The 24,179-nt window shown below is 70.8% G+C and carries 22 protein-coding genes; 11 read left to right on the forward strand and 11 right to left on the reverse strand.

Features of this window, described 5'->3' with window-relative positions:
• Positions 1-35 precede the first annotated feature (35 nt).
• Positions 36-1,196, reverse strand: coding sequence for a beta-ketoacyl synthase N-terminal-like domain-containing protein (locus SK854_RS06735; protein WP_319974885.1), 1,161 nt, complete (start codon positions 1,194-1,196; stop codon positions 36-38).
• Between the two features lie 202 nt (positions 1,197-1,398).
• Here SK854_RS06735 and SK854_RS06740 point away from each other — a divergent pair, with 202 nt between their 5' ends.
• The 3 genes from SK854_RS06740 (at position 1,399) to SK854_RS06750 (ending at position 9,166) form a co-directional block, all read left to right on the forward strand.
• Complete coding sequence (locus SK854_RS06740; RefSeq protein WP_406601737.1) at positions 1,399-4,158, forward strand: sensor domain-containing protein; 2,760 nt, start codon at positions 1,399-1,401, stop codon at positions 4,156-4,158.
• Positions 4,159-4,337: 179 nt separating this feature from the next.
• Positions 4,338-7,955, forward strand: coding sequence for a family 78 glycoside hydrolase catalytic domain (locus SK854_RS06745; protein WP_319974115.1), 3,618 nt, complete (start codon positions 4,338-4,340; stop codon positions 7,953-7,955).
• A gap of 197 nt (positions 7,956-8,152) precedes the next feature.
• Complete coding sequence (locus SK854_RS06750; protein ID WP_319974116.1) at positions 8,153-9,166, forward strand: S1 family peptidase; 1,014 nt, start codon at positions 8,153-8,155, stop codon at positions 9,164-9,166.
• A gap of 28 nt (positions 9,167-9,194) precedes the next feature.
• On the opposite strand, the gene SK854_RS06755 is transcribed toward SK854_RS06750, so the two are convergent.
• Entirely contained in the window at positions 9,195-9,455 is a 261-nt protein-coding gene (locus SK854_RS06755) for a hypothetical protein (protein WP_319974117.1), read from the reverse strand.
• A gap of 60 nt (positions 9,456-9,515) precedes the next feature.
• Here SK854_RS06755 and SK854_RS06760 point away from each other — a divergent pair, with 60 nt between their 5' ends.
• Positions 9,516-10,103: a TetR/AcrR family transcriptional regulator gene (locus tag SK854_RS06760; RefSeq protein WP_319974118.1), complete on the forward strand. Its 588-nt coding sequence runs from the start codon at positions 9,516-9,518 to the stop codon at positions 10,101-10,103.
• A 3-nt stretch (positions 10,104-10,106) separates the two neighbouring features.
• On the opposite strand, the gene SK854_RS06765 is transcribed toward SK854_RS06760, so the two are convergent.
• Positions 10,107-10,967, reverse strand: coding sequence for an NAD(P)H-binding protein (locus tag SK854_RS06765; RefSeq protein ID WP_319974119.1), 861 nt, complete (start codon positions 10,965-10,967; stop codon positions 10,107-10,109).
• A gap of 86 nt (positions 10,968-11,053) precedes the next feature.
• On the opposite strand from SK854_RS06765, the gene SK854_RS06770 reads away from it, so the two are divergent.
• Complete coding sequence (locus SK854_RS06770) at positions 11,054-11,773, forward strand: TetR/AcrR family transcriptional regulator (protein ID WP_319974120.1); 720 nt, start codon at positions 11,054-11,056, stop codon at positions 11,771-11,773.
• On the opposite strand, the gene SK854_RS06775 is transcribed toward SK854_RS06770, so the two are convergent.
• From SK854_RS06775 to SK854_RS06785, 3 genes are all read right to left on the reverse strand, one after another.
• The gene (locus SK854_RS06775) at positions 11,730-12,527 is read right to left on the reverse strand and encodes a CPBP family intramembrane glutamic endopeptidase (protein ID WP_319974121.1); all 798 of its coding nucleotides are present in this window, start codon (positions 12,525-12,527) and stop codon (positions 11,730-11,732) included. The genes SK854_RS06770 and SK854_RS06775 overlap by 44 nt on opposite strands.
• 122 nt (positions 12,528-12,649) lie before the next feature.
• Positions 12,650-13,591, reverse strand: a complete 942-nt coding sequence (locus tag SK854_RS06780) for an SMP-30/gluconolactonase/LRE family protein (RefSeq protein WP_319974122.1) — start codon at positions 13,589-13,591, stop codon at positions 12,650-12,652.
• Positions 13,592-13,660: 69 nt separating this feature from the next.
• Positions 13,661-14,509, reverse strand: coding sequence for a helix-turn-helix transcriptional regulator (locus SK854_RS06785; RefSeq protein WP_319974123.1), 849 nt, complete (start codon positions 14,507-14,509; stop codon positions 13,661-13,663).
• Positions 14,510-14,611: 102 nt separating this feature from the next.
• Here SK854_RS06785 and SK854_RS06790 point away from each other — a divergent pair, with 102 nt between their 5' ends.
• A complete protein-coding gene (locus SK854_RS06790) occupies positions 14,612-15,109 on the forward strand; it encodes an SRPBCC family protein (RefSeq protein ID WP_319974124.1) in 498 nt (165 codons plus the stop codon).
• Here SK854_RS06790 and SK854_RS06795 read toward each other — a convergent pair.
• The gene (locus SK854_RS06795) at positions 15,066-15,605 is read right to left on the reverse strand and encodes a helix-turn-helix domain-containing protein (protein WP_319974125.1); all 540 of its coding nucleotides are present in this window, start codon (positions 15,603-15,605) and stop codon (positions 15,066-15,068) included. The genes SK854_RS06790 and SK854_RS06795 overlap by 44 nt on opposite strands.
• A gap of 79 nt (positions 15,606-15,684) precedes the next feature.
• On the opposite strand from SK854_RS06795, the gene SK854_RS06800 reads away from it, so the two are divergent.
• Positions 15,685-16,599, forward strand: coding sequence for an alpha/beta hydrolase (locus SK854_RS06800; RefSeq protein WP_319974126.1), 915 nt, complete (start codon positions 15,685-15,687; stop codon positions 16,597-16,599).
• Here SK854_RS06800 and SK854_RS06805 read toward each other — a convergent pair.
• Positions 16,588-17,214 carry a TetR/AcrR family transcriptional regulator gene (locus SK854_RS06805; protein ID WP_319974127.1) on the reverse strand — a complete coding sequence of 209 codons (627 nt, stop codon included), beginning with the start codon at positions 17,212-17,214 and terminating at the stop codon, positions 16,588-16,590. The two genes, SK854_RS06800 and SK854_RS06805, sit on opposite strands and share 12 nt — an antisense overlap.
• Positions 17,215-17,304: 90 nt before the next feature.
• Here SK854_RS06805 and SK854_RS06810 point away from each other — a divergent pair, with 90 nt between their 5' ends.
• The 3 genes from SK854_RS06810 to SK854_RS06820 are packed head-to-tail and all read left to right on the forward strand — an operon-like array spanning position 17,305 to position 21,348.
• Positions 17,305-18,072, forward strand: coding sequence for an SDR family NAD(P)-dependent oxidoreductase (locus SK854_RS06810; RefSeq protein ID WP_319974128.1), 768 nt, complete (start codon positions 17,305-17,307; stop codon positions 18,070-18,072).
• Between the two features lie 31 nt (positions 18,073-18,103).
• Positions 18,104-19,900, forward strand: a complete 1,797-nt coding sequence (locus SK854_RS06815; RefSeq protein ID WP_319974129.1) for a flavin-containing monooxygenase — start codon at positions 18,104-18,106, stop codon at positions 19,898-19,900.
• Positions 19,897-21,348 (forward strand): hypothetical protein, encoded by a 1,452-nt coding sequence (locus SK854_RS06820; RefSeq protein WP_319974130.1) that lies wholly within the window; start codon positions 19,897-19,899, stop codon positions 21,346-21,348. Before SK854_RS06815 ends, SK854_RS06820 begins: the two co-directional genes overlap by 4 nt.
• Here the strand turns inward: SK854_RS06820 and SK854_RS06825 are convergent.
• Positions 21,332-22,111 carry an SDR family NAD(P)-dependent oxidoreductase gene (locus tag SK854_RS06825; protein WP_319974131.1) on the reverse strand — a complete coding sequence of 260 codons (780 nt, stop codon included), beginning with the start codon at positions 22,109-22,111 and terminating at the stop codon, positions 21,332-21,334. The genes SK854_RS06820 and SK854_RS06825 overlap by 17 nt on opposite strands.
• Before the next feature lie 57 nt (positions 22,112-22,168).
• Between SK854_RS06825 and SK854_RS06830 the strand changes: the two genes are divergently transcribed.
• Positions 22,169-22,729, forward strand: a complete 561-nt coding sequence (locus tag SK854_RS06830; protein WP_319974132.1) for a TetR/AcrR family transcriptional regulator — start codon at positions 22,169-22,171, stop codon at positions 22,727-22,729.
• 2 nt (positions 22,730-22,731) lie between these two features.
• Here the strand turns inward: SK854_RS06830 and SK854_RS06835 are convergent, their stop codons facing one another.
• Both SK854_RS06835 and SK854_RS06840 read right to left on the reverse strand, forming a co-directional pair.
• Positions 22,732-23,247 (reverse strand): hypothetical protein, encoded by a 516-nt coding sequence (locus SK854_RS06835; protein ID WP_319974133.1) that lies wholly within the window; start codon positions 23,245-23,247, stop codon positions 22,732-22,734.
• Positions 23,237-24,100 carry a thermonuclease family protein gene (locus SK854_RS06840; protein WP_319974134.1) on the reverse strand — a complete coding sequence of 288 codons (864 nt, stop codon included), beginning with the start codon at positions 24,098-24,100 and terminating at the stop codon, positions 23,237-23,239. The genes SK854_RS06835 and SK854_RS06840 overlap by 11 nt, the downstream gene beginning before the upstream one ends.
• Positions 24,101-24,179 lie beyond the last annotated feature (79 nt).

Here is a 24,179-nt window from a genome sequence, read left to right on the forward strand (position 1 = left end):
TGTCGACATCGATCTGGCCGGTTCCGGACACCGCGTCACGCGGGTGGCGCCAGCACGATCGCCGAGTTGTGCCCGCCCATGCCGAGCGACGACTTGATCGTGAGACCGTCGGCGAGCGGTGTGAGCCCGTCCAGCAGGGCCGGATGTCCCGGCGCGACCACGGGCGGTGCCGGGATCACGCCGGTGTCGTACGCCATCGCCGTCACCGCGGCCTCGATCGCCGACGCCGCGCCCTGGCAATGTCCCGTCAGCGGCTTCACCGAGTAGACCTCGGTCTCCGGCCCGAACAGCTGCTCCAGGACGGCCGCCTCGGCCGCGTCGCACTGCGCGGTGCCGGGACCGTGCGCGTTGAGGTAGCGCACGTCCGCGGCGCTCACCCCGGCGTTGTCCAGCGCGTCGGTGAAGCACGCGGTGATCTGGTCGAGCTGCGGATCGATCGACGTCACGTGGTACGCGTCGTGCGACATCGCGCCGCCCAGCGTCATGGCGTACGGCCGGGACGCGTGCCGGGAAAGGACGAACGCCACCGACGCCTCACCCATCACGAATCCCCTGCTGCCCTGCTGGAACGGACGGCACGCGTCGAGCGGCTCGGCGTCCACGATGGCCACTCCCAGCCGGACGAAGTGGGCCACGTTCTCCGGCGTGAGGGACAGATCCGTCGCGACGAACACGACGTCGTCGACGATTCCCGCGTCCAGCCACGCTTTCGCCGTGATCAGGCCGGCGTTGCCCGACGCGCACATCGCCGAGACGTTCATGGCCGGCCCGTGGAAACCGTATTCCTGCATGAGCATCGACATCGGCGTGGACGGCATCAGCGCCAGATAGTCGTGCACCGGCAACGACCCTCCGCGCGTGACGTAGAAATCGCGCCACAGGTCCACCTCGCCCAGCACCACCGCGTGCAGGAGCCCGACCCGGCGACCGGGACGCCAGCCGCGGGTACCCGCGTCCTCGATGGCCTCTCTGGCGGCGGCTCGCATGGCCTGCGCGAACCGGCTCGGTCCGTCGAGCGGATCACCGCCGTCGCCGACTCGCGCCGCCCAGACCGTCTCGCCGGGGTTCCTGCCCAGCTCGGGAACCACGGTGGCGGCGGGTTTCCCGCTCGCCAGACCGTCCCACAGAGACCGGCGGCTCCAGCCGTACGCGCTGACCACGCCGATTCCGCAGATGCTCACACCTCGCGCGACCATATCCAGCTCCACCACCGAGGGCCGACACCTCCTACCAGGGTAACTGCCCAGCACACCTGGCGGGTGAGCGATCTATTCATCCACAATGGACAGTGAAGTCGACCCCCTGACCATCGGACGGTGTCCGGCTACCGATATAACGGCACACCATGTTTACGCCAGACGGATGCGCCTCCGGCCGCCTGTGCGGTAGGACTTCACGATGGCCACGCCACCGCGAATCCGAGGGAGTGCAGGACCTGGGAGCCATGACGTGAGCGGCCTGATCGGTGACGCGGAGTTCGACCACGAGCTGCTGGCCGGCCTCGCGCTCTCGATCGGCGCCTCGGTGGTGTGGTGGCTCGACCTCGACGACGACCGGCTCGGCTGGATGCCGGGCCTCGACGTGGTGATCGGGGTGCCCGGCGCGGACTCCGGCACCGTGCGCGCCGCGCTGGCCGACCTGGTGGCACCGCTGACGGTGGCCGCGAGATCGGCCCCCGCCTGGCAGGACTTCGAGCTGGAACAGCCCGTGGAGACCCCGGCCGGCACGCGCCGGCTCCAGTTCCGCGCCCGCGTGTCGACCCGCGGCTCCCTACCGGCGCTGGTCGGCGTCGTCGCGGACGTGACCTGGCGGCACACCCAGCAACAGCAGCTCACCGACCTCGCGGACCGCTACCGGCTCCTGGTCGACCTCTCCCCCGACGCGATCGTGGTGCACGAGTCCGGCCGGATCGTGTACGCGAACCCGGCGGCGGTCCGGTTCGTGCGGGCGCTGTCCGACGGCGAGATCGTCGGCAGGCTGATCACCGACTTCGTCCACCCCGCCTCGCAGCAGGAGATGCTGCGCCGGATCGCGAAGCTGTCCGAGCCCGGCGCCGCCAGCGACCCGGCGGACGCGGTGCTGGTCCGGTTCGACGGGGGCACGACCGACATCGAGTCGGTGTCGGTGCGCACCACCTGGGAGGGCAGGCCCGCGTTCCAGGTGATCATGCGGGACGTCACCGAGCAGAAGGCGGCCGCGGCGGCGTTGCGCTACCAGGCCGCACTCGCCGCGCACGTGAGCGACGCGCTCGTCGCGACCACCGCCCGCGGCATCGTGACCAGCTGGAACCCCAGCGCGGAGAACGTCTACGGCCACCGCGCCGCCGACGCGATCGGGCGGCCCATCGCCCTGGTGGTCGGGGCCGCGCTCGACCCGGCGGCGATCCTGGACGCGGGCGGCGTGGTCCAGGCGGAGCACCGCAGATCCAGCGGCGAGGCGCTGACGGTGCGCGTCTCGGTCGCCAGGATGGACGACGGGTACGTGCTGATCTGCGCGGACGAGACCGCGCGCAGACGGGCCGAGCAGCGCTTCACCGCGGTGGTCGACGCCATCGAGGAGGGCGTGCTCGTCGTCGGCGCCACGGGCCTCGTCGAGTCCGTCAACCCGGCTGCCGAACGGATCCTCGGCGTGAGCGCGCGCGAGGCGACCGGCGAGCTCGCGTCGTCGGTCGGACTGCACGACGAGGCGGGCAGGCCCATCCCGCTCGAACGCTTCCCCTCGGCCATCACCCGTGCGACCGGCAGAGCGCAGCACGGGCGGATCGTCCGGGCGCCCCGGCCGGACGGCAGCCACGTCTGGCTGTCGCTGAGCGCCCGCCCGCTCAGCCAGGACGGCACCCTGCCGACGGCGACGGTGTTGTCCTTCACCGACATCACCGAACGGCGCATGATCGACACCAGGCTGGAGCACGAGGCGACGCACGACGCGCTGACGGGCCTGAGCAACCGCACGGTGACCATCAACCGGCTCAGCCAGCCCGCCAGGGCCCACCGGTCTGGGCTCACCGCGGTGCTGTTCATCGACCTGGACAAGTTCAAGGTCATCAACGACTCCCTCGGTCACAGCGCGGGCGACGAGGTGCTGCGGGTCGTCGGCTCGCGGCTGAGCCTGAGCGCCCGCCGCGGCGACGTGGTGGGCAGGCTCGGCGGCGACGAGTTCACCGTCATCGCGTACGGCGTGACCGGCCAGGACGAGGCGACCGCCCTCGCGGACCACATCCGCGCCGAGATGAACCGGCCGATCATGGTGGACGGCCGGCAACTGCACGTCGACGCGAGCGTGGGCATCGTGCTCGCCGAACCCGGCGACCCCCGCGACGGCGCCGACCTGCTCCGCGACGCCGACCTCGCGATGTACCAGGCCAAGACCAGGGGACGCGGGCGGATCGCGTTCTTCGACGTCGAACTGCGCGACCGCATCCAGCGCCGCCTGCAGCTGGAGCAGGACCTGCGGATGGCGCCGCTCAACGACGAGCTGTGGCTCGCCTACCAGCCGATCGTCGACCTCCGCACGGACCGGCGCACCGCCGTCGAGGGCCTGCTGCGCTGGACGCATCCCCGCTACGGCCTGATCTTCCCCGGCGAGTTCATCACGCTCGCCGAGGAGAGCGATCTCATCAACATCGTCGGGGCGCACATGCTGCACACCGCCGCCCGTGAGATCGCCGAGCAGGCACCGGATCTCCAGCTGACGGTGAACCTGTCAGCCCGCGAGCTCGACGACCCGTGGCTCGTGTCGGCCATCCGCAACGCCACGCACAAGGCAGGCCTGACTCCTGGCTCGCTGTGCCTGGAAATCACCGAGAGCGCTCTCATGCGCGACCCGGCACTGGCCGCCCGCACCCTCTCCTCGTTGCGCGATCTGGGAGTGCGGCTCGCGATCGACGACTTCGGCACCGGCCACTCCTCGCTCGCCCAGCTCCTCACCCTGCCGCTGGACACGCTCAAGATCGACCGTTCCTTCACCGCGGGCCTGGGTCGTTCCGACGAGGCGACCGCGATCGTCACCAGCATCATCGCCATGGCCCACGCGGTCGACCTGACCGTGGTCGCCGAGGGCGTCGAACATCCCGAACAGCTGGAGATCCTTCGCACCCTCGGGTGCGACCAGGCACAGGGGTACCACCTCGGGCGGCCGGCGCCACTGGCCGAGCTCTGACTCTGTTGACGGTGTGACCGGGCAGGTCCTAGGGTCGGTGCAGCACCAAATTGAAACGTTTCAATCGGCCGCCTGCGTTACCAGCACTCCCCTAGCCCAGGAGAAACGCGATGCGAAGTCGATCCCTGCCGCACGCTCCAACTCGGTTACTCTGCGTAATATTGTCGGCACTCCTCGCCATGTCCGTGATCATCGTGGTCCCTGCTGCCGCAGCACCCGCCGATCTCTCGGGAGCGCACTGGATCTGGTACCCCGAGGGGAACCCCGCCGTCTCCGCCCCCGCCGAGCACCGCTACTTCCGCCGCACCTTCACCCAGCCCGCCGGACAGGTCGGTGAAGCCCGGCTGATCGTCACCGGCGACGACACGGTCGACGTGTGGCTCAACGGCGAACCTCTCGCCGCGTCCGCCCGCTACACCAGTTCCTGGCAGCGCGCGGTCACCGTCGACCTGCGCTCCGCCCTCGTCACCGGCACCAACACGCTGGCGATCGCGGTGCGCAACACCACCGCCGGTCCGGCGGGCCTCGTCGCCCGCGCGCGGATCGTCACCGGCGGCACGGCCGTCGACCTGGTCACCGACAGGACGTGGAAGGCGGGCCGGGGCGCGGGCGAAGGCTGGGAGAAGCCTGGTTTCGCCGACAGCGCCTGGCCCCAGGCGGCGGACCTCGGCTCGTACGGGATCGAGCCGTGGGGCAGCGGTGTGACCACGACCGATCCGGGCGAGGCGACGCCGTTGACGGTCACCGCCACGACGACCGAACGACGGGTCGCCCCGCTCGGCGTGGACGCGAGGCGACCGAGGCTGGGCTGGACGCTCGCCTCCACGGCCTCCGCTCAACGGCAGGGCTCGTACCAGGTGATCGTCGCCAGCACGAAGGCCCTGGCCGAGGCCGGGACCGGCGATCTCTGGGACAGCGGCCGGGTGCACGACGAACAGTCCGTGGACGTCATCTACGGCGGTGCCGCGCTGACCTCGCTGACCGCCTACCACTGGCGGGTCCGCGTCTGGGACACGCAGGGCAGGGCAGGTGGCTGGAGCGCGGTCTCGACGTTCGAGACCGGCCTCTACAACGCCGCCTCGGAGTGGCGCGGAGCGTTCGTCGGCGGGCCGGTCGGCCAGGGCTTGGACGGCGCCACCTGGATCTGGTATCCGGAGGGGTCGCCGACGGCCGGTCTGCCGCCGATGACGAGGTACTTCCGCAAGACGTTCACGCTCGCCTCGGTGCCGGCCGCCGCCACGCTCGCGGTCACCGCCGACGACACTGCGACCGTGTGGGTCAACGGCGTGAAGATCTACTCCAGCCCGCATGTGGAGCACGCCTGGCGACGAGCGGGCGTGATCGACCTGACCGGCCGGCTGCGGTCCGGCGCCAACACCATCGCGGTGTCGAGCGCCAACACGTCGGACTCCCCCGCGGGGCTCGTGGCCAAGCTGACCGCGGACGCCCTCGTGGTGCAGTCCGACGGGACCTGGAAGGCGTCGACGCAGTCCCCTGCCGGCTGGGAACAGCCGGGGTTCGACGACAGTACCTGGGTTCAGGCCAGGGCTCTGGTCGGCATCGGCGGGGCTCCGTGGGGCAACGAGGTCGTCGTTCCGCAGCCCGCCCCGTTGCTGCGCAAGGGTTTCACCGTGACCAAGCCCGTGCGCAGCGCCCGGTTGCTCACGACCGCGCTCGGCATCCACGAAACGCAGCTCAACGGCGCCAAGGTCGGTGAGGACGTGCTGGCCCCGGCGTGGACCGACTACAACAAGCGCGTCCAGTACAAGGTGCACGACGTCACCAGCCGAATTCGCCAGGGCACCAACGCTCTCGGCGCGTGGCTGGGCAACGGCTGGTACTCCGGCAGCCTCGGCATCGGCGGCAACAGGTTCTACGGCACCCAGCCGTGGTACTCGGCGCAGCTCGTTCTGACCTATGTGGACGGTACGACGCAGACCGTGGCGACGGACGGCTCCTGGAAGTACCGAGCCAGTCCGATCATCGCCGACGACCTCTACCACGGCGAGCACCAGGACGCCCGGCTCGCGGTCCCGGGATGGGACGGCGCCGGGTTCGACGACAGCGGCTGGCGTTCCGCCCAGGTCCGCCAGGGCGCGTTGCCGAACCTGGTGGCCCAGGTGGACGCCGGCACGAAGGTGCAGCGGGATCTGCGGCCGGTCGCGCTGACCCAGCCCAAGCCCGGCGTGTGGGTCTTCGACCTCGGCCAGAACTTCTCCGGCTGGAACCGGCTCCGGGTCCAAGGCCCCGCGGGCACCACCATCACGTTGCGGCACGCGGAGGTCCTCAACCCCGACGGCACGCTCTACACCACCAACCTGCGGGCCGCGCAGGTCACCGACCAGTTCGTGCTGGCGGGCACCGGCCAGACCGAGACCTTCGAACCGAGGTTCACGGTCCACGGCTACCGCTACGTCGAACTGACCGGTCTGCCCACCGCGCCGACGCTCGACACGATCACCGGCCGGGCGGCGTGGACGAACGGCGAGGAGATCGGCGGGTTCGACACCTCCGACCCGATGCTCGACAAGCTCCAGAACGCCATCGTGTGGGGACAGCGGTCGAACATGCTCTACGTGCCCACCGACTGTCCCCAACGCGACGAGCGGCTGGGGTGGACCGGGGACATCGCGTCGTTCGCTCCCACCTCCACGCACAACATGGACGTGTCCGCGTTCCTCGACAAGTTCACCGACGACATGGTCGACGCCCAGCGCTCCGACGGCGCGTTCACGGACGTCGCCCCGAACGTCGGCGGCATGGGCGGCGGCACCGCGGCGTGGGGTGACGCGGGCGTGATCGTGCCGTTCACGCTCTGGCAGCGCTACGGCGATCTGCGCGTGGTTCAGGACAACTTCGCCGCCATGACGAAGTGGGTCGACTACCTGCGTTCGACCGCGGAGGCCGATCTCATCCGCGATCGCGGCGGGTTCGGCGACTGGCTCAACGTCAACGACGACACGCCTCGCAACGTCATCTCGACGGCGTACTTCGCGTGGTCCGCGCGGCTGGTGTCCCGGATGGCGCAGGCCATCGGCAGGTCCTCAGAGGCGGCGACCTACGGTTCGCTCGCCGACCAGGTCTCGGCCGCGTTCACCAGCCGGCTCGTGGCCGCGGACGGCACCGTCTCCGGCAACACCCAGACGGGGTACGCGCTGGCGCTGGCGTTCGGCCTGGTGCCGGCGAACCGGGTCCAGTCCCTGGTGGACAAGCTCGTGGCCAGGATCCGTGCCGCCGGCAACCACCTCACCGTCGGGTTCGTCGGGGTGTCGCACCTCCTGCCGGTGCTGGCCGACCACGGCCGGGCCGACGTCGCGTACCAGGTGCTGACGCAGCCGGACTACCCCGGCTGGGGCTACATGGTGAACAAGGGAGGCACGACGGTGTGGGAGCGGTGGGACAGCATCCGCCCGGACGGGTCGTTCCAGGATCCGGGGATGAACTCCTTCAACCACTACGCGATGGGCTCGGTCGGCGACTTCCTCTACCGCACCGTCGGTGGCCTGAGCCCGGCCTCGCCCGGCTACCGGTCGTTGCTCATCGCCCCGAAACCGGGCGGCGGGCTGACCTCGGCCAGGTCGTCGCACCGGACGCCGTACGGGGAGGCGGTCAGCGAGTGGAACACGACCGGTGGGCGGTTCACCCTCCACGTGGTCGTACCCACCGGGACCTCGGCGGTCGTGCGCGTGCCGGCGACCACCGCGGTGACGGCTCCGGCCGGGGCCGTTCCGCTCGGTTCCGGTTCAGGTGTCGCGTCGTTCCACGTTCCCGCCGGTGACTACAGCTTCACGGTCTGACGGTTGAACGGTTCGGCGCGGATGTCGTCCGCGCCGAACCGTTCAGCACCACCCCGAATTCCTTTAATACTATTATCGGCCGTTCGCCGCCCAAATTTTTATTAGGCATCTGGACCGTTTTCGCGAAACGCAGCAGTCTGGCTGTGCGCCCGCAACCCTGCCGGGGGCGATTCTCGTTGCACAGTCGGGAGTTTTCGATGCGCAGTTTCCCTGCCGCACTCAAGTTGGTGTCGATAGCCGCGCTGGCGGCCGGTTTCGTCACCGCGCCCGCCGCACAGGCCGATGTCTCCACTCTGGAAACGCGGCTCGGTTCGTCCGCCGCCGGATCCTATGTGGACGATTCCGGCCGGCTCGTCGTCACCGTGACCGACCAGGCCGCGCTCGCCACCGTCACCGCATCCGGCGCACGGGCCCGGCTCGTCCAGCACAGCGCGGCCACCCTCGACGCCAGCGCCGCCGTTCTGGCCCGCACGGCGAAGATCCCCGGCACCTCCTGGGGCACCGACCCGGTCGCCAACCAGGTGGTCGTCTCCGCCGACACGACCGTGACCGGCGCGTCGCTCGCCCGGTTGAAGGCCGTGGTCGCCGGTCTGGGCAGCACCGCGCGACTGGAGCAGGTCCCCGGCTCGTTCACGACCACCATCGCGGGCGGTGACGCCATTCTCGGCGGCGGCGTGCGCTGCTCGCTCGGGTTCAACGTGAAGAGGCCCGGCACCAGCACCGCCTACCTGCTGACCGCCGGTCACTGCGGCAACCTCACGTCCACCTGGTCCACCTCCGGCGGCCAGGTCATCGCGTCCAGGACCGGAACCAGCTTCCCCGGCAACGACTACGCGCTCTTCCAGTACACCAGCGACATCAGCAGGCCCGGCGAGGTCAACCTCTACAACGGCACCCGGCGTTCCATCGACAGCGCGGGCAACCCCGTGGTGGGCCAGACCGTCGGGCGCAGCGGCAGCACCACCGGGTTCCACCGCGGCAAGGTCACCGGTCTCAACGTCACCGTGAACTACGTGGACGGCACGACGGTCACCGGCATGATCGCGACGACGGTGTGCGTGCAGGGCGGCGACAGCGGAGGGCCGTTGTTCGCGAACAACACCGCTCTCGGCCTCACTTCCGGCGGCAGTGGTGACTGCACCAGCGGCGGGCGATCCTTCTACCAGCCCGTCACCGAGGCGCTCAACGCCTACGGGGTGACGGTCTACTAGCCGACACGCCGGTCGGCAAGATCGACACCTACCGCGTCGCGCCCTGATCACCGCGGGGCCGCTTGCGCAACCGAAGCGGGTCGCCGGGCGACGGGGTCTCCGGGCTCCGTTCGCCCTCGACCTGGATCTCGATGTTCGTCCGGTGCGAGATCGGGTCCCAGATCTCCTCGATCGGCGACAGCATCGACCCGCCACCTCCGCTGCGGCGGGCCCGCAGGGCGTACAGCACGAACCCGGCCAGGCCGAGCGGCACGGTGAGAAACGCCGCCAAAGGCCCCAGAAGCTCCATGCGCCCGACGGTACAGTAACGTCGTGTTTCCAGAAACGGTCTGTTACTGAATGGCGGGCGATGACCAGGCTGACGCGGGCTGAGCAGCAGCGACGCACCCACGAACACCTGCTCGTCGCCGGGCAACAGGTGTTCCTGCGGCGCGGTTTCCTGGCGGCGACGGTCGAGGAGATCGCCGCCGACGCCGGCTACACCCGTGGCGCCGTCTACAAGCACTTCGGCGGCAAGGAAGGGCTGTGGCTGGCGATCGTCGAGGCCGGCGCGGACGCCCACCTGCAGGGACTGCGGGACGCTCTCGGCCGCGCCACCAGTCGTGAGCAGGTGCTCGCGGCCCTCGCCCCCGCCGACCCGAGCGACGAGGACGCCGCGAAGTGGAGCGCGGCGGCCGCGGAGGTGCTCGCCGCGACAGCGCAGCAACCCGAGACCGCCACCCTGGTCGCCGCCATCCAGCGGCGGCACGACGACGAGGTGATCTCCCTGCTCACCGAGCACTCCCGCCGCCTGGACCTCGAACCAGCGCTGCCGCTGGACCAGGCCGTGGTCATGCTGGGTGCCCTGGGCATCGGACTCGCCCTGCGGCAGACGGTCGCCCCCGCCTCCGATCCCGGCGCCATCCTCGCCCACGTCCTGGCCACGATCTTCCGGTGACCGTCAGAGGCGCGCGACGTCCTCCAGCACAGCGCGCACGGAGATCGCCGGACGTCCGAGCAGGTCTTCCAGAGCCGGGTCGGTGACCGCGAACTGACCGGCCCGCGCCGCGCGGAACATGCCGAGCGTGAACTCGGCCGCCGCGGCCGGCATGCCCTGGGCGACCACCGTCTCCTTCCACTCCTCGTCGTCCACGACGACCCGCTTGACGTCGCGCCCGGTCAGCTCACCGAGAACGCGCGCCACGTCGGCGAAGTCGAGCAGGTCGGGCGCGGTGAGCGGCGGCGTCAGACCGTCGAGCGCACCAGGGCGCGTCAACGACACGACGTCCGCTTCGACGAGGTCGGCGTGCGCGGTCCACGAGAACGGCCCGTCCTCCGGCAGCCGGAACTCACCGGTCTGCAGCGCGGCGGGCACGTAGTGCTCCAGGGTGCTCGTGTAGAAGCCGTGGCGCAGGGCCGTGAACGCGACGCCCTGGCCGGCGAGGTGCCGCTCGGTCGACGCGTGCTGCCGTCCCGGGTCGAACAACGAGTCGGGCGAGGCCGCCTGATGACTGGTGTAGTGCACGCGCGACGCGCCCGCCCGCACGGCGGCGTCGATGGCGGCCACGTTCGCACCGGCCGCCTGCGGGCCCCTGATCGAGGCCGAGACGACGAGCACCTGATCCGCACCCTCGAAGGCGTGGTCCAGCGTGGACGGATCGGTGAAGTCGCCGGCGCGCACGCGAACGCCGCGAGCGGCGAGTGCCGCCGCCTTGTCCGGATCGCGCACGCTGGCGCCGACGGTGTCGGCGGGAACGTGGTCCAGCAGCTTCTCGACGATCTGGGCACCGAGCCTGCCGGTGGCTCCGGTAACGATGATCATGGCTTCCTCCTGCGTGAACCAGTGATTCGTTTTCACGATATCACTGATCCGGATCGATGGTATCAACTTCCTGATACCATCGATCCATGTTGGAGCCGACCACCACTGACACCCGGTCCGGGATCGTCGCCGCCGCGGCCCACCTGCTCCGCACGAGCGGCGCCAAAGCGGTCACCACCCGCGCGGTCGCCCAGGAGGCGGGCGTGCCGCCGCCGACGATCTTCCGGCTGTTCGGCGACAAGGACGGCCTCCTGGAGGCGGTCGCGGAGCACGTGCTGGCCGACTACGTCGCCACCAAGGCGGCCAGGGCCGCCGAGGAGAACGGCGACCCGGTCGAGGACCTGCGGGCCGCCTGGCGCGCCCACATCGCGTTCAACCTGGCCAACCCCGACGTGTTCCTGCTCCTCGTCGCGCCGGGGCGGCAGCGGAACTCCTCCGCCACCAGCGACGGCGCCGAGGTGCTGCGAGCCCGAGTCGCACGGGTGGCGGCCGCGAGGTTGCTGAAGGTCTCCGAGGCACGGGCGGTCGACATGATCCACGCCGCCGGCACCGGCGCCGTGTTCGCGCTGCTGGGGCAACCCGAGGACCGTCGCGATCCGGACCTCGCCACCGCGCTGCTGGACGCGGTTCTCGGCGAGATCCTGACCTCGACGTCCGTCCGGCCCGACTCCGGGCCCATCGCTCTCGCCGTGGCGCTGCAGGCCGCGTTGCCCGAGCTCCCGGCGCTCAGCGAGGCCGAGCGCACCCTGCTGGCGGAGTGGCTCACCCGTGCCGTAGCCGAACTCCAGGACCGTCCACAACGGTGACCGACGCGGTCCGGCGCAGCGCGATCGCCGTCACCGCGACGAGAAGCTGCACCACGAGGACCACCGCCTGCGTCATCGGCGAGAAGGCGTTCAGCACGGCCGTCGTCGCGTTGACTCCGAAGTGGACGGCGATGGCCGCGGGCACCCCGCCGAGTTCGTAGGCGTAGCCGGTCAGCAGCGCCATCGGGAAGACGCTGAGCGTGAACAGCAACCCGCTCCAGCTCACCAGCCCGAAACCCGCCTGCACGGTTCCGGTCATGAAGAACAACGGCAGGTGCCAGACCGCCCACGCCGCACCGAGAACCAACCCGACGCGGAAGCGCCCCATGCGCGCCAGCAGTCGTGGATGAGCCGTGCCGCGCCAGCCTGGCTCCTCAGCGAGCGGGCCGCCGACGAGCATGCTGACGAAGAACGGCGCAGCGCCGCCGGCGGTCGCGATCAGCGCCCGCCCCGCGTCCAGGCTGAGCACCGGACCGCCGAGCGCCTGCGCGAGCACCGTGCCACCGGCCACCGTCGCGACCGCCAGCACCAGCAGGGGCAACGCCCAGAGCAGCCGGGCGTTCAGCCGGAACCGGACGGCGTGGACGGGAACCGGCTCGCCGAGCCGGTTCCGGCGCGTCCTGACCGCGATCGCGCCGAAGACCGGGCCGAAACCGCCGAGCAGGAACGGGATGACCGTCGGGAACGTCGTCGGCGGTTCGCCGAGCACGATGGCGACGAGCCAGCACCCCCACGTGGTGGTGAAGGTGACCACGAAGAACGTGACGAGGCCACTCCCCCCGGCCGGCCCGCGCGTTGTCGTCCATCTCTGCTCCTCGGGATGCGATCGCTATCAGTTTCGAGAACATTATCAGAACTGATAGTGATGTCGAGCCCTCAGTGCCCGAGGCGGGCCAGCAGCAGGTTGGGGTCCTTCGCGGTGAGGTAGGCGGCGCTCGGCACGTACACGGTCCGGCCGCGCACCGCGATCGAGGTCGGGCCCTGCAGACCGTCGGCGGCGGTCAGGACGACCTCGTGCGTGCCGTCGGACTTGACGAGCGCGACCTCGTTCACGGTGTCCAGCGCGGCGATGATCTCGTCGCCCCTGCCGGTGAACGCGAAGTCGTCGATGCCGGTCAGCCCGGTGGCGGCGACCTGCACAGGACCGGCGCTTCCGTTGGCGCGCAACGGGATGCGCAGGATCGTCCCCAGGTCGAGGTTGGTCACCCACACCGCCCCGTCGTGCAGCTTGAGACCGTTCGCGCCGAGGAAGCCCGCAGGCTTGAGCTCCTCGCCGGACGCCCAGACCGCCGCGCCACCGGACGTCGGCACCTTCCACACGGCACCAGTGGAATCGGCGACGTAGAGGGTGCGGGTGCGCTGGTCCAGCGCGAGGCCGTTGGGCAGGCTCCCGGCGGGCAACGGCGCGATGCGGCGCGGTGTCCCTCCTGGCCGCAGGCTCCACACGCCGGTGAGGTCCGCGGTGCCGGTGGCGTACAGGAAGTACAGCGTGCCGTCGGACGCCCGGTCGATGCCGACCGTCAGCGGGAAGCCCAGCGCGGGGGTGCCGGCTCCGCCGTCCGCGGGCGCGGGCAGCGTGGCCAGGATCCGGATCTTGCCACCGGGCGAGATCTCGGCGATCTGCCGGGCCTTGGCGAAGGTCACGTACGCGGTTCCGTTGGGAGCCAGCACGATGCTCTCGGGCGTCTGCCCCTTGGCCAGGTCGAAGTGCTGGACGACGTGCGGGGCGCACAACGCGGCGTACGCCGGCGTGGCGGCGAAGGTGCTCGCGGCCAGGATCGCGGCGACGAACGCCTTGCGGACATGCTTCGCGGACATGGTTTCCTCACTGTTTTCGGGCATGCGGCAGCGCCGCGCCCTTCTGATGTGATTGCTGTGCGGGGGTTTCTACGCCCGGATCAGGTGAGCGAGCAGGGACAACCCGGCGTCCGACGGCGAGCCGGGCGGCACGGTCGCGACCACGACGCTCGGGCCCGGTCCGTTGCTCAGGGTCTGCTGTGTCACGACCAGCGGACCGACGAGGGGATGCCTCATCTCGTACACGGCCGTGGCGCACGCTTTCACGCGGTGGTCGGCCCACATCGAGGCGAAGTCCGTGCTCTTCGCGCTCAGCTGGCCCACCAGTTCGTGCAGCGCGGCGTCGTCGGGATGCTGCCCCGTCATCAGGCGCAGGTTCCCCACCACCGCCTTGGCCTTGCCGTGCCAGTCCGCGTAGAGCTCACGGGTGTGCGCGTCGAGGAACACGAGCTGGGCCATGTTCGGGCGTTCCGCCACCCGGTCGACGGCGGTGAAGTCCAGGTGTCCCGCGAACAACGCGTGTCCCAGCCTGTTCCAGGCCAGCACCTCGCTGCGACGGCCGAGCACGATCGCGGGAACGTCCGTCAGCGCGTGGAGCAACTGGACGGTCGCCTCCGGCACGCGTTCGGGAGCCGGCCGGCGCGCTCGGCGGGCCTGCTTCGCGGGCGTGGCCAACGTGTGCAGGTGCTGGCGTTCGGCCTCGTCGAGCTGCAGAGCGGTGGCGAGCGCGTCCAGCACCTCGGGTGAGGCGCTGAGGGAGTGTCCCTGTTCGAGCCTCGTGTAGTAGGACACGCTCACGCCGGCCAGCTGCGCGAGTTCTTCCCGTCGCAGACCTCGCACGCGTCGCCGTTCGCCGTAGGTCGGGACGCCGACGTCCTCCGGGCGAAGCTGCGAGCGCCGCGTCTGGAGGAAGTCCCCGAACTGTGCCGTTCCGCTCATGGATTCGAGTATGGGCCGGGGCGGCGCCCGTTACCTCTCCCAGCCAGGGATACGCAGAGCCGGGAGTGGTCCGCCCGCGCGGCACCCGCTGAAGTGAGTCGCATGAGCACTGTCACCGAGCTGGACCCGTCCGATTTCACCTTCACTCGCCGTACGTGGATCGATGCCGATCCCGTCGACGTCTACGGCCTCGTCAGCGACGTGGCCGGGATCAGCCGCTGGAGTCCCAACGCGAGCGACGTCGCGTTCGACGAGGGTTCCGGGCCCGAGGCCGGCGCGTGGTTCAGCGGTCGCAACCGCAGGGACGGCAAGGAGTGGACCACCCGGTCACAGGTGGTGAAAGCCGAGCCGGGAGCCGTTTTCGCCTTTGTGGTCGACGGAATCGTCGAGTGGAGCTGGACGTTCCAGGCGCACGACCGCGGCACCGCGGCAGAGCAGTCGTGGCGATTGCTGCGCATGGATCCGGTGCTCGGCGGCACTCGCGCGGACGTGGAAGCGCTGCGCGACTACATGGCGGCCAGCGCCGAGACCACGCTCACCGCGCTCGCCGACTGGGTCACGCGGAACCCGTTGGCTCGTCGGGCACCACGACAAGACTGACGACCCTGCGCCGACGTCCGCCGTCCCGCTCCCCGCCCGTCCGCGACAGGACCGCGTGCTGGATCTCCTTGAGCATCACGGCGAACTCCTCGTCGGTCAGCCAGACCGCGGCCTGCTGGTAGACCACACCGTCCGCGTGCGGATCCGCGTCGGGATGAGCGAGATAACGGTCGAAGTCGCCCATCAGCGAGGCGGCGAACGTCGAGTACGACCGCAGGTGGTCCTCCCGGGTCATCGCGGCGCGCGCGTCCGGGTCGACCGTGGCCTCCTCCTTGCGCACCCGGTAACTGCGCTCGACCGTGCCGCGCACCCGGCGTTCGTCCGCCACTTCGAGCACGCCGCTCTCGGCCAGAACCGCGATGTGCCGGTACATGGTCGCCGGCGCGATGTCGGGCAGGCGTTCCCTCAACTGGGCCGTGGTCAGCGGATCAGTCTCGAACAACGCCTGCAGGATGCGCATCCGCACGGGATGCAGGAGGAGGTCCGCGGTCGCCATGACCCCATCTTCTCACATACGGTAATGTTATCAGGGTCGAGAATATTCGTGACCCTGAGAGACGTGCGGAGCTGGGACTTTGCGGAACCTGGACCTGACGATCATCGCGAGTGACGGCACACCGCTGGCGGGCACGCTGTCCGTGCCCGACGGCGCCGGCCCCCACCCGGCCGTTCTGCTGCTGCACGGCTCCGGGCGGCTGGACCGCGACGGCAACGCCGGGCGACTGAAGCAGAACCTGGGCCCGGTGCTGGCCGAATCGCTTGCCCGGCAGGGCATCGCGACCCTGCGCTACGACCGGCGCGGCGTCGGGGCCTCCGCCGGCGACTGGCTGACGACCGGGTTCGCCGACAACCGGGACGACGCCGCCGCGGCGCTCGACGCTCTCGCGGCGCGGCCGGACATCCGGCGCGACGGCATAGGCGTCGTCGGCCACAGCGAAGGCGCGCTGCACGCCATGGCGCTCGGCTCCCGCCCTGGCGTCGCGGCCGTGGTGCTGCTGGCGGGGTTCGCTCGTTCCGGCGAGGACGCCCTGCGCTGGCAGACCGACGCCGTCGCCCGTGGACTTCCCGCACCGCTGCGGCCTCTGGCCCGGCTGGCCGTCCGGCGGGTGATCCGGCTCAAGACGCCCGGCCCGGACGTCGTCCGCGTCGCCGGGAAGCCGATGAACGCCCGCTGGACGCGCGAGATGCTGAGTCACGACACGAGGGCCGATCTCGCACGCATCCAGGTTCCGGTGCTGGCCGTGACCGGCGAGAAGGACATCCAGGTCGATCCCGATGACCTGCACCGGATCGACGCCCTCGTCCAGGGCGCGGCGGAGGTGCGGCGGGTTCCCGATCTGACGCATCTGCTCCGCCGCGACCCCGGCCGTCCGTCGATCCTCTTCTACCCCAGGCAGTTGCGCCGGCCGGTGGACGAGGACCTCGTCGAGACGACGACGTCGTGGCTCGTCCGCACCCTCGCCTCCGAGGAAACCGAACTACGCCGGTAGTCCCCGCGCGGCGATCGTCAACGCCTCGGCGGTCGCCGCCGCCAGGGACGCGGGCGTCTCGGCGTTGAACGCGTGGTGCTCCACGGCCACCCGCAACGCCCCGTTGATCATCGCCGCCTGGATCGCGGTGGCCAGGTCGGGCTCGGTCAGCCCCGCGCGGTGGGCGAGCGCCTCGGCGAACGCCGGTTCCGCCTCCCGGTGCGCCTCCAGCCAGACCGCGCGCAGGCCGGGGTCGGTCCTGGTCAGCCGGACCAGGTTCAGCATCTCGGCCATGCCCTCCGGGGACCCGGAGTGGCCGTGCGCGAGCGTGCTGAGCAAGTCCGACACGCCCTGGTCGCCGCGCCACGACCGCAGCCGCGCCGCCGTGTGCTCGATCCCGCTGACCAGCAGCGGCATCACGCAGCTCTCCTTGCTCGGGAAGTAACGCCACAGCGTGCGCGCGGAGATGCCCGCCTGCGCCGCGATCTCCTCGACGGACGTGTCCGCGACCCCCTGGGCCAGGAAGAGGCGGACGGCCGCGCGGGCGACCTCCAGCCTGGTCTCCGCCTTGCGCCGTTCGGTCAGCGGCGGGCGTCCGGTCCGCTCCGCCGCGCGGGTCTGCTGATGGCCGGTCATGCCACCTCCGTCCTGTGTGCTCCACATCCTACTTTTTGTCTGTGAATGACATAGTGGCGCATCGTGCCATTAAGTCGGTACGGTGATCGCATGACCACAACCAGTGACTTGGACGGCAGCAGCGTCGTCGTGACCGGCGCCGGATCGGGCATCGGACGGGCCGCGGCCCGTCAGTTCGCCCTGCTGGGCGCGAAAGTGGTGGTGGCTGACGTCAACGGCGACGCCGCCAAGACCGTGGCCGAGGAGATCTCGGCGGCCGGCGGCACCGCGGTGGCCGTCGCGGGCGACCTGACCGAGGCCGCCGTGGTGGACGAGGTGATCACGACGGCGGTGAGCACGTTCGGCGGCCTGGACGTGTTGGTGTGCAACGCCGGGATCATGGACTCGATGACCGCGGCGGCCGACGTCTCCGACGAGGAGTGGGATCGCCTCATCGCCGTCAACCTGACCTCGCCCTTCCGGCTGACCCGCGCCGCGTTGCCGCACCTGCTCGCCCAGGGCAAGGGCGCGATCGTGTACACCGCGTCGGAGGCCGCCCTGCGCGGCAGCGCCGCCGGACTCGCTTACACCACAGCGAAAACCGGGCTCGTCGGACTCATGCGCTCAGTCGCGGTCATGTACCGGGAGTCGGGTGTCCGGGCCAACGCCATCGCGCCCGGCGGCACGGTGACGGGCATCTCCACCTCCCCCGATCCCGCCGGGCACGGACCGCGGGTCGTCGGCCGGTACCTCCCCAACGTCGGCCGCATCGCGGAGGCCGAGGAGCAGGCCGCCGCGATCGTCTTCCTGGCCTCCGCCGCCGCCTCCAACATCACCGGCGTCGTCCTCCCGGTCGACAACGGCTGGTCCGCGGTCTGACGACCCCTTCTATTCAGCGAAAGGCTTTTCTGTGCCGTCCGTTTCCGAAGACCCCGGCTTCGACCCCCAGGAACTGCGCGCCAGGTACCAGGCCGAACGGGAGCGCCGCATCCGTCCCGACGGCGCCGCCCAGTACCGCGACGCCTCCGGCGAGTTCGGCTACTACGCCGAGGACCCGCACGGCGATCCGCACTTCACCCGCGAACCGTTGCAGGACGACGTAGAAGTGATCGTCATCGGCGGCGGGCTCGGCGGCCTGCTCGCCGGGGCACGACTCCGGCAGGCGGGCGCCGGTTCCATCCGGGTGATCGAGAAGGGCGGGGACTTCGGCGGTACCTGGTACTGGAACCGCTATCCGGGCATCCACTGCGACATCGAGTCCTACATCTACCTGCCACTGCTGGACGAACTCGGTCACGTCCCCGAGTGGAAGTACTCGCCCGGCGAGGAGATCCGCCTGCACGCGCGCGCCATCGGCGAGCACTTCGACCTCTACCGCGACGCGTGTTTCCAGACCGCGGTCACGGAACTGCGGTGGGACGAGGACGCGGCCGAGTGGATCGTGTCCACCGACCGCGGCGACCGGATGCGGGCGCGGTACGTGGTGATGTCCAACGGAACCCTGGACCGGCCCAAGCTGCCCGGCATCCCCGGCATGGAGACCTTCGAGGGCCACACCTTCCACACCAGCCGCTGGGACTACGGCTACACGGGCGGCGACGCGAACGGGAACCTCACCGCACTGGCGGACAAGCGCGTCGCCCTGATCGGCACCGGCGCGACCGCGATCCAGGTCGTGCCCCACCTCGGCCGTGACGCCGAACGGCTGTACGTGTTCCAGCGCACGCCGTCCACTGTGGACTACCGCGGCAACCGGCCGACCGAGGCGGACTGGGCCGCGTCCCTGGCACCGGGCTGGCAGCGGCGCCGGATGGAGAACTTCCTCGACATCATCAGCGGTGGCCAGGCCGACGAGGACCACGTCGGAGACGCGTGGACGGACAGCGCCCAGCTGCTGCGGAAGATGACCCAGGGGCAGGCGCACGAGTCGCTGACGCCGGAGGAACGCGAGCGCGTCGAGGAGATCCTCGACTTCCGCAAGATGAACCAGGTCCGCGCCCGCGTCGACAGCATCGTGGAGGACCCGGACACGGCCGAACTGCTCAAACCCTGGTACCGCTACGCGTGCAAGCGGCCGACCTTCAGCGACGAGTACCTCCAGACCTTCAACCGTCCCAACGTCACCCTGGTCGACACCGCGGACCAGGGCGGCGTCGAACGCGTCACGAAGAACGCGATCGTGGTCGGCGACCGCGAGTACGAGGTGGACTGCGTCATCTTCGCCACCGGATTCCAGGTCGGCATGTCGGACCTGGTCACCGGCCGCCTGCCCGTGTACGGACGCGGCGGCACCCACCTGCTGCAGCACTGGAGCCGCGGCCCGCGCACGTTGCACGGCTTCTACAGCAACGGGTTCCCCAACCTGTTCACGATGGGCGCGTTGCAGAACGCCGCCTCGGTGAACTTCACGCACGTCCTGGACGAGCAGGCGAGTCACATCGCGGCCGTCGTCGCGGAGGCAGGCAAGCGCGGCGCGCGGTGGGTCGAGCCGAGCGCCGAGGCCGTGGACGCCTGGGTGTCGGCCCTCGGCGCGAACGCGGAGGAGCTCTACAGGTTCCACCTCGAATGCACCCCCGGCTACTACAACAACGAGGGGAAACCCCAGCCGCGCCACGGTTACGGCGGCGGCGCCAGCGCGTTCCACGCCCTGCTCAGGGACTGGCGGGCAGGCCGCGGCATCGACGACGTCATGGTGATGGCCGGATGAGCCCGTTCCGCGGCACCAACGGCATCGCGTTCGGCCCGGACGGCCGGCTCCACGTCGCCGAGTACCTCAGCGGACGCATCAGCGCCCTCGACCTCGCCACCGGCGAGATCGAGGTGATCGTGCCGATCGGCAGCGTCGTCCAGTCACCGGACGACCTGGCGTTCGGCGCGGACGGCTCGATGTACATCGCGGACCTCGCGCCCGGCCGGGTGTGGCGCCGCGACCCGCTCGGCGAGTACACGCTGGTCAGCGAAGAGGTGAAGGCGCCGAACGGCATCACGTGCGTGGGGAACCGCCTGTTCGTCAACGAGATGCGGCCCGGCGGCCGGTTGTTCGAACTGTTCCCGGACGGCGGCGAGCCCGTCGTGCTCGCCTCCGGCCTGGCCATCGGCAACGCGATGCAGGCCGGCCCCGACGGCCACCTGTACTACCCCCACATGCTCACCGGCGAGGTTCACCGGATCTCACCCGACGGAGGAACGCCCGAACTCGTCGCCGACGGCCTGCACTCCCCGGTCGCGGTCCGCTTCGACCGCGAGGGCACCCTGCTGATCCTGTCCGCGGGCGTCGAGGGCGAGATCACGCGCATCTCCCCCACCGGGCAACGGCAACTCATCACCACCGGCGTGTTCGGACTCGACAACGCCGCGGTCGACGACGACAACCGCGTGTACGTCTCCAGTTTCGCGGGCGGCGGCATCGCGGAGCTCCACCCGGACGGCCGGGTCCGGCAGATCGTGCCGCAGGGCCTGGTCGGGCCCTACGGCGTCGCGGTCGACCCGGGCGGCGTCGTCCACGCGGCGGACCACTATCGCGTGGCCGGTGACCAGGCGGTCAGCTTCACGCACGGCGTGGCCGCCGATCGGGACCGGTTGCACACGACCTCGCAGTACGGCGAGGTGCGCACGGACGGGAAGGTGCGTGCCAGGGGACTGCGCTGTCCGCTCGGCATCGCGGTGCGCGACGACGGGGTGCTGGTGGTCGCGGAGACAGGCGCCGGGCGGATCATCGCGATCGACGCCGACGACGCGGTCACGGTGCTGGCGGACGGATTCCGCGAGCCGGTGGACGTGGCGTTCGACGCCGGGCAGCGGTGCTACGTGAGCGACGAGCAGGGCGTCCACCGCGTCGACGACGGGCGGCCGGTGCCGATCGCCGAAGGTCTTGCGGCACCTCAGGGTCTGGCCGTCCGAGACGACGAGCTGTTCGTCGTGGAGGCGGGCCGCCGGCGGGTGCTGGCGATCGACCTGACCACCGGCGCGATCAGGACTGAGGCCGAGGACCTCGCCCTCAGTCCACTGGAGACGGTTCCACGCGCGCTCGTCGTCCACGGAATGCCGGGGTGCCCGCGTGGTTTCGCCGGGCTCGCCGTCGGACCGGACGGCGCGCTGCACGTGTCCGGTGATGGCGCCGTGCTCCGGGTACCGCGGTTCAGATCACCGATTTGACCGTGCCGCCGTCGACCCTGATCGTCGCGCCGCTGACGTAGTCGCCGTAGGGGCTCGCCAGGTAGGCCACGGCTCCGGCGATCTCCTCCGGGCGGCCGAAGCGGCCGATGTCGTTGGGCACGAAGTCCCTGGCGGCGTTGCGTTCGACGTCCTCCCACCGCTCGCCCCAGCCGTTCGCCGGCGCGTGACTCGTCAGCCACTCGCGGACCGAGTCGACCATGATCGCGCCCGGTGAGACCACGTTCGAGGTCACACCGGTCTCCTTGAGCTCACGGGCCAGGGAGACGGCGAGGCTGTGCCGGGCGGCCAGGGTGGCGCTGTAGTGGGGCTGGACCGGAATCGGCTGGGAGCCGAGTCCGCCGCCGATCTGGATCACCCGGCCCCAGCCGCGGGCGCGCATGCCGGGGACGAAGCGCTGGATCATCCGCACCGCGGAGACCACGTTGGTCTCGTAGATGTCCCGCCACACGTCCGGGGTCGCGTCCTCCCAGCCTTCGTGGCCGTACACGCCGGCGTTGTTCACCAGCACGTCGATCTCACCGGCGGCCTCGGCGATCGCGTCAGCCCCGGCGTCGGTCGCGAGGTCGCCGATCGCCACCGCCACGGCGCCGATGTCCGCCGCGACCGCCTTGGCGCGAACCTCGTCGCGACCGTGCACGACGACCTCCGCCCCCTCCGCGGCCAGCAGCCGTGCGATCGCCTCCCCCAAGCCCGAGCTCGAGCCCGTGACCAGGGCGCGCTTGCCTTTCAGGTTCAGTTCCACTGCGTCTCCATCAAGTCTACAACCGTATACTTACGAGGTAAGTCTACGCTCGTATACATGACGACGACACACCGCCGGGACGCGTCCGCCACCCGTGCCGCGATCCTGCGCGCGGGCATCGAGGGATTCACCCGCCACGGCTTCGACGGGATCGGCGTCCGCGAGATCGCCCAGGCGGCCGGGGTCAGCGCGATGCTGGTGAACCGCTACTTCGGTTCCAAGGAAGGACTGTTCGCCGAGGTCGCCGAGGTGTCCATGACCGACCGCACGGTGCTGGGCGGCGACCCGGCGACCCTGGCCCGCGACATCGCCGCCGCACTGGTCCGCCGCACCGCACCGGCCGCGGACGACCTGTCGCCGTTCCTGCTGATGCTGAGGTCGGCGGCCAACCCGCGGGCCGCGGAGATCCTGCGCGAGAACATCGAACGACACGTCGAGGCGCACCTGCACGAGGTCGCGCCCGGCACCCGCGGCACCGGCCGCGCCGCGGTAGCGTTGTCGGTGATCGCGGGATTCTGGTTGCTGCGCAAGGTGATCGGCAGCACCGCGCTGAACGGGACGGACGAGGAGACGCTCGAAGCCACCCTCCGGCAACTGTTCGAACTTCTCCTGCCCTGACGTCAGCCGAGGAGCCGCACGAGGTGCACCGTCTCGTCGCGAGGCCACGACTGGTGCGTGCCGCCGCGGAAGGTCACCTCGACGACCTCGCCCAGCGTCACCGCCGCGACGTGCCCGACCGGCCCGATCGAGCCGTACAGCCGGACGTCGTCGCCGGGCATCAGCTCGCCCGCCGGCGTGGTCCCGATGTTGCGCGCCGGGGACGCGGGCTTCAGCCGGCTGATGAACAGCCACCACGCCGCGCCGCACACCACGGGCACCGTGAGCACCAGGACTCCGGCGGCGACGGGTTGGGTGCCCACGAGTGCGGCCGCGACGACCAAGGCTCCCAGCAGACCCACCACCGCGGCGACGAGCGCCGAGCTCACAGGATGGTCGCCGACCTGGAGCCAGCCCGTCGTGCGCACCCAGCCGCCAGGTGTCAGACCTCGCGGTGTCCTGCCGTCGGCGAGGCTGGGCTCTGTTTCGGCGGCAGGAGCGGCCTTGCTGAACAGGTCGACGTCGTCCTCAGTCGGCACGGCGCCACCTCAGCTGGTTCTTCCCGTTGCGGGAGCAGACGATCTCGTAACCGTCCTTCGTCGTCCTGCGCGCGCCCTCGAAGAGACACAGCTTGCCCAGCCGGGAGTCGTCCCACTCCTCCTCGTCCGGGGGCTCCGACGAGGTCGTCGTGGGCGGGAGCGGAGGTGGCGGCGGAGTGGAGGTCTCCGTCGTGGTCGTGACCGTTGTCGTCGTGGGCGCACTCGACTCGGAAGACGACGGAGGCGTGCTGGACGCGGTCGTCACTCCGCCGGGAGCGCACCCGGCCGCCCACAGACCGAGGCGCCCCAGCCGGGCAGCGGACTCGTCCCCTGCCAGCTCGCCGCGAGCCGTCAGGTCTGCCGGCACCGCGCCGCCGCTCACCACGGTCTGCGCGTAGTCCGCGCCGTCCGGCAGTTCCACGTCGACCAGGAGCCGATCGCTCCCCGACGCGTCCTTCTTCACCACGAGACGCACGTCCTTGCCGCGCAACAGGTCCTGGGCGGTGGCCCGGGACTCCGCCGCCCAGCAGTCCGCCACCGGCCGCAACCCGGCGACGCGGGCGCGGACGACGCGTCCGGTGATGGGCTCCGCGCCCTCGAAAAGATCTACTTCGGTCACTTCGCGCACGGTCACCTGGAGTGTGTCGCCCCGGAACCCGCTCGCTTCGAGCCCGTTCCCCCGTTCCCGGGAAAGATCGTCGCCGCCGAACGCGACCGCGCCGGTGGCGGCGAGCGCGGTGACGACACCGAAACATCCGATCGCCAGCCTCGCGGGCTGGCTGGTGCGCCACCAGAAGCGGCGGACGATCCCCGTGACCGCCCCGTGAGCGGCGGATTCAGCTGTGCTGGGCAATGGCGGTCCCCGGCTTGAAGAAGGTCGGACAATCCATGACACAAACGGCCGTTCCGTTCATTGACTAAATACGCGTCAA

Origin of the sequence: Lentzea sokolovensis (assembly GCF_033949975.1) — a bacterium.
GTDB classification, from domain to species: Bacteria; Actinomycetota; Actinomycetes; order Mycobacteriales; family Pseudonocardiaceae; genus Lentzea; species Lentzea sokolovensis.

Excerpts from the sequence above, each read along its gene's own strand:
- SK854_RS06735 (WP_319974885.1), bottom strand. The coding sequence starts at position 1,196 with ATGGTCGCGCGAGGTGTGAGCATCTGCGGAATCGGCGTGGTCAGCGCG.
- SK854_RS06740 (WP_406601737.1), top strand. The coding sequence starts at position 1,399 with ATGGCCACGCCACCGCGAATCCGAGGGAGTGCAGGACCTGGGAGCCAT.
- SK854_RS06745 (WP_319974115.1), top strand. The coding sequence starts at position 4,338 with ATGTCCGTGATCATCGTGGTCCCTGCTGCCGCAGCACCCGCCGATCTC.
- SK854_RS06750 (WP_319974116.1), top strand. The coding sequence starts at position 8,153 with ATGCGCAGTTTCCCTGCCGCACTCAAGTTGGTGTCGATAGCCGCGCTG.
- SK854_RS06755 (WP_319974117.1), bottom strand. The coding sequence starts at position 9,455 with ATGGAGCTTCTGGGGCCTTTGGCGGCGTTTCTCACCGTGCCGCTCGGC.
- SK854_RS06760 (WP_319974118.1), top strand. The coding sequence starts at position 9,516 with ATGACCAGGCTGACGCGGGCTGAGCAGCAGCGACGCACCCACGAACAC.
- SK854_RS06765 (WP_319974119.1), bottom strand. The coding sequence starts at position 10,967 with ATGATCATCGTTACCGGAGCCACCGGCAGGCTCGGTGCCCAGATCGTC.
- SK854_RS06770 (WP_319974120.1), top strand. The coding sequence starts at position 11,054 with ATGTTGGAGCCGACCACCACTGACACCCGGTCCGGGATCGTCGCCGCC.
- SK854_RS06780 (WP_319974122.1), bottom strand. The coding sequence starts at position 13,591 with ATGTCCGCGAAGCATGTCCGCAAGGCGTTCGTCGCCGCGATCCTGGCC.
- SK854_RS06785 (WP_319974123.1), bottom strand. The coding sequence starts at position 14,509 with ATGAGCGGAACGGCACAGTTCGGGGACTTCCTCCAGACGCGGCGCTCG.
- SK854_RS06790 (WP_319974124.1), top strand. The coding sequence starts at position 14,612 with ATGAGCACTGTCACCGAGCTGGACCCGTCCGATTTCACCTTCACTCGC.
- SK854_RS06795 (WP_319974125.1), bottom strand. The coding sequence starts at position 15,605 with ATGGCGACCGCGGACCTCCTCCTGCATCCCGTGCGGATGCGCATCCTG.
- SK854_RS06805 (WP_319974127.1), bottom strand. The coding sequence starts at position 17,214 with ATGACCGGCCATCAGCAGACCCGCGCGGCGGAGCGGACCGGACGCCCG.
- SK854_RS06810 (WP_319974128.1), top strand. The coding sequence starts at position 17,305 with ATGACCACAACCAGTGACTTGGACGGCAGCAGCGTCGTCGTGACCGGC.
- SK854_RS06820 (WP_319974130.1), top strand. The coding sequence starts at position 19,897 with ATGAGCCCGTTCCGCGGCACCAACGGCATCGCGTTCGGCCCGGACGGC.
- SK854_RS06830 (WP_319974132.1), top strand. The coding sequence starts at position 22,169 with ATGACGACGACACACCGCCGGGACGCGTCCGCCACCCGTGCCGCGATC.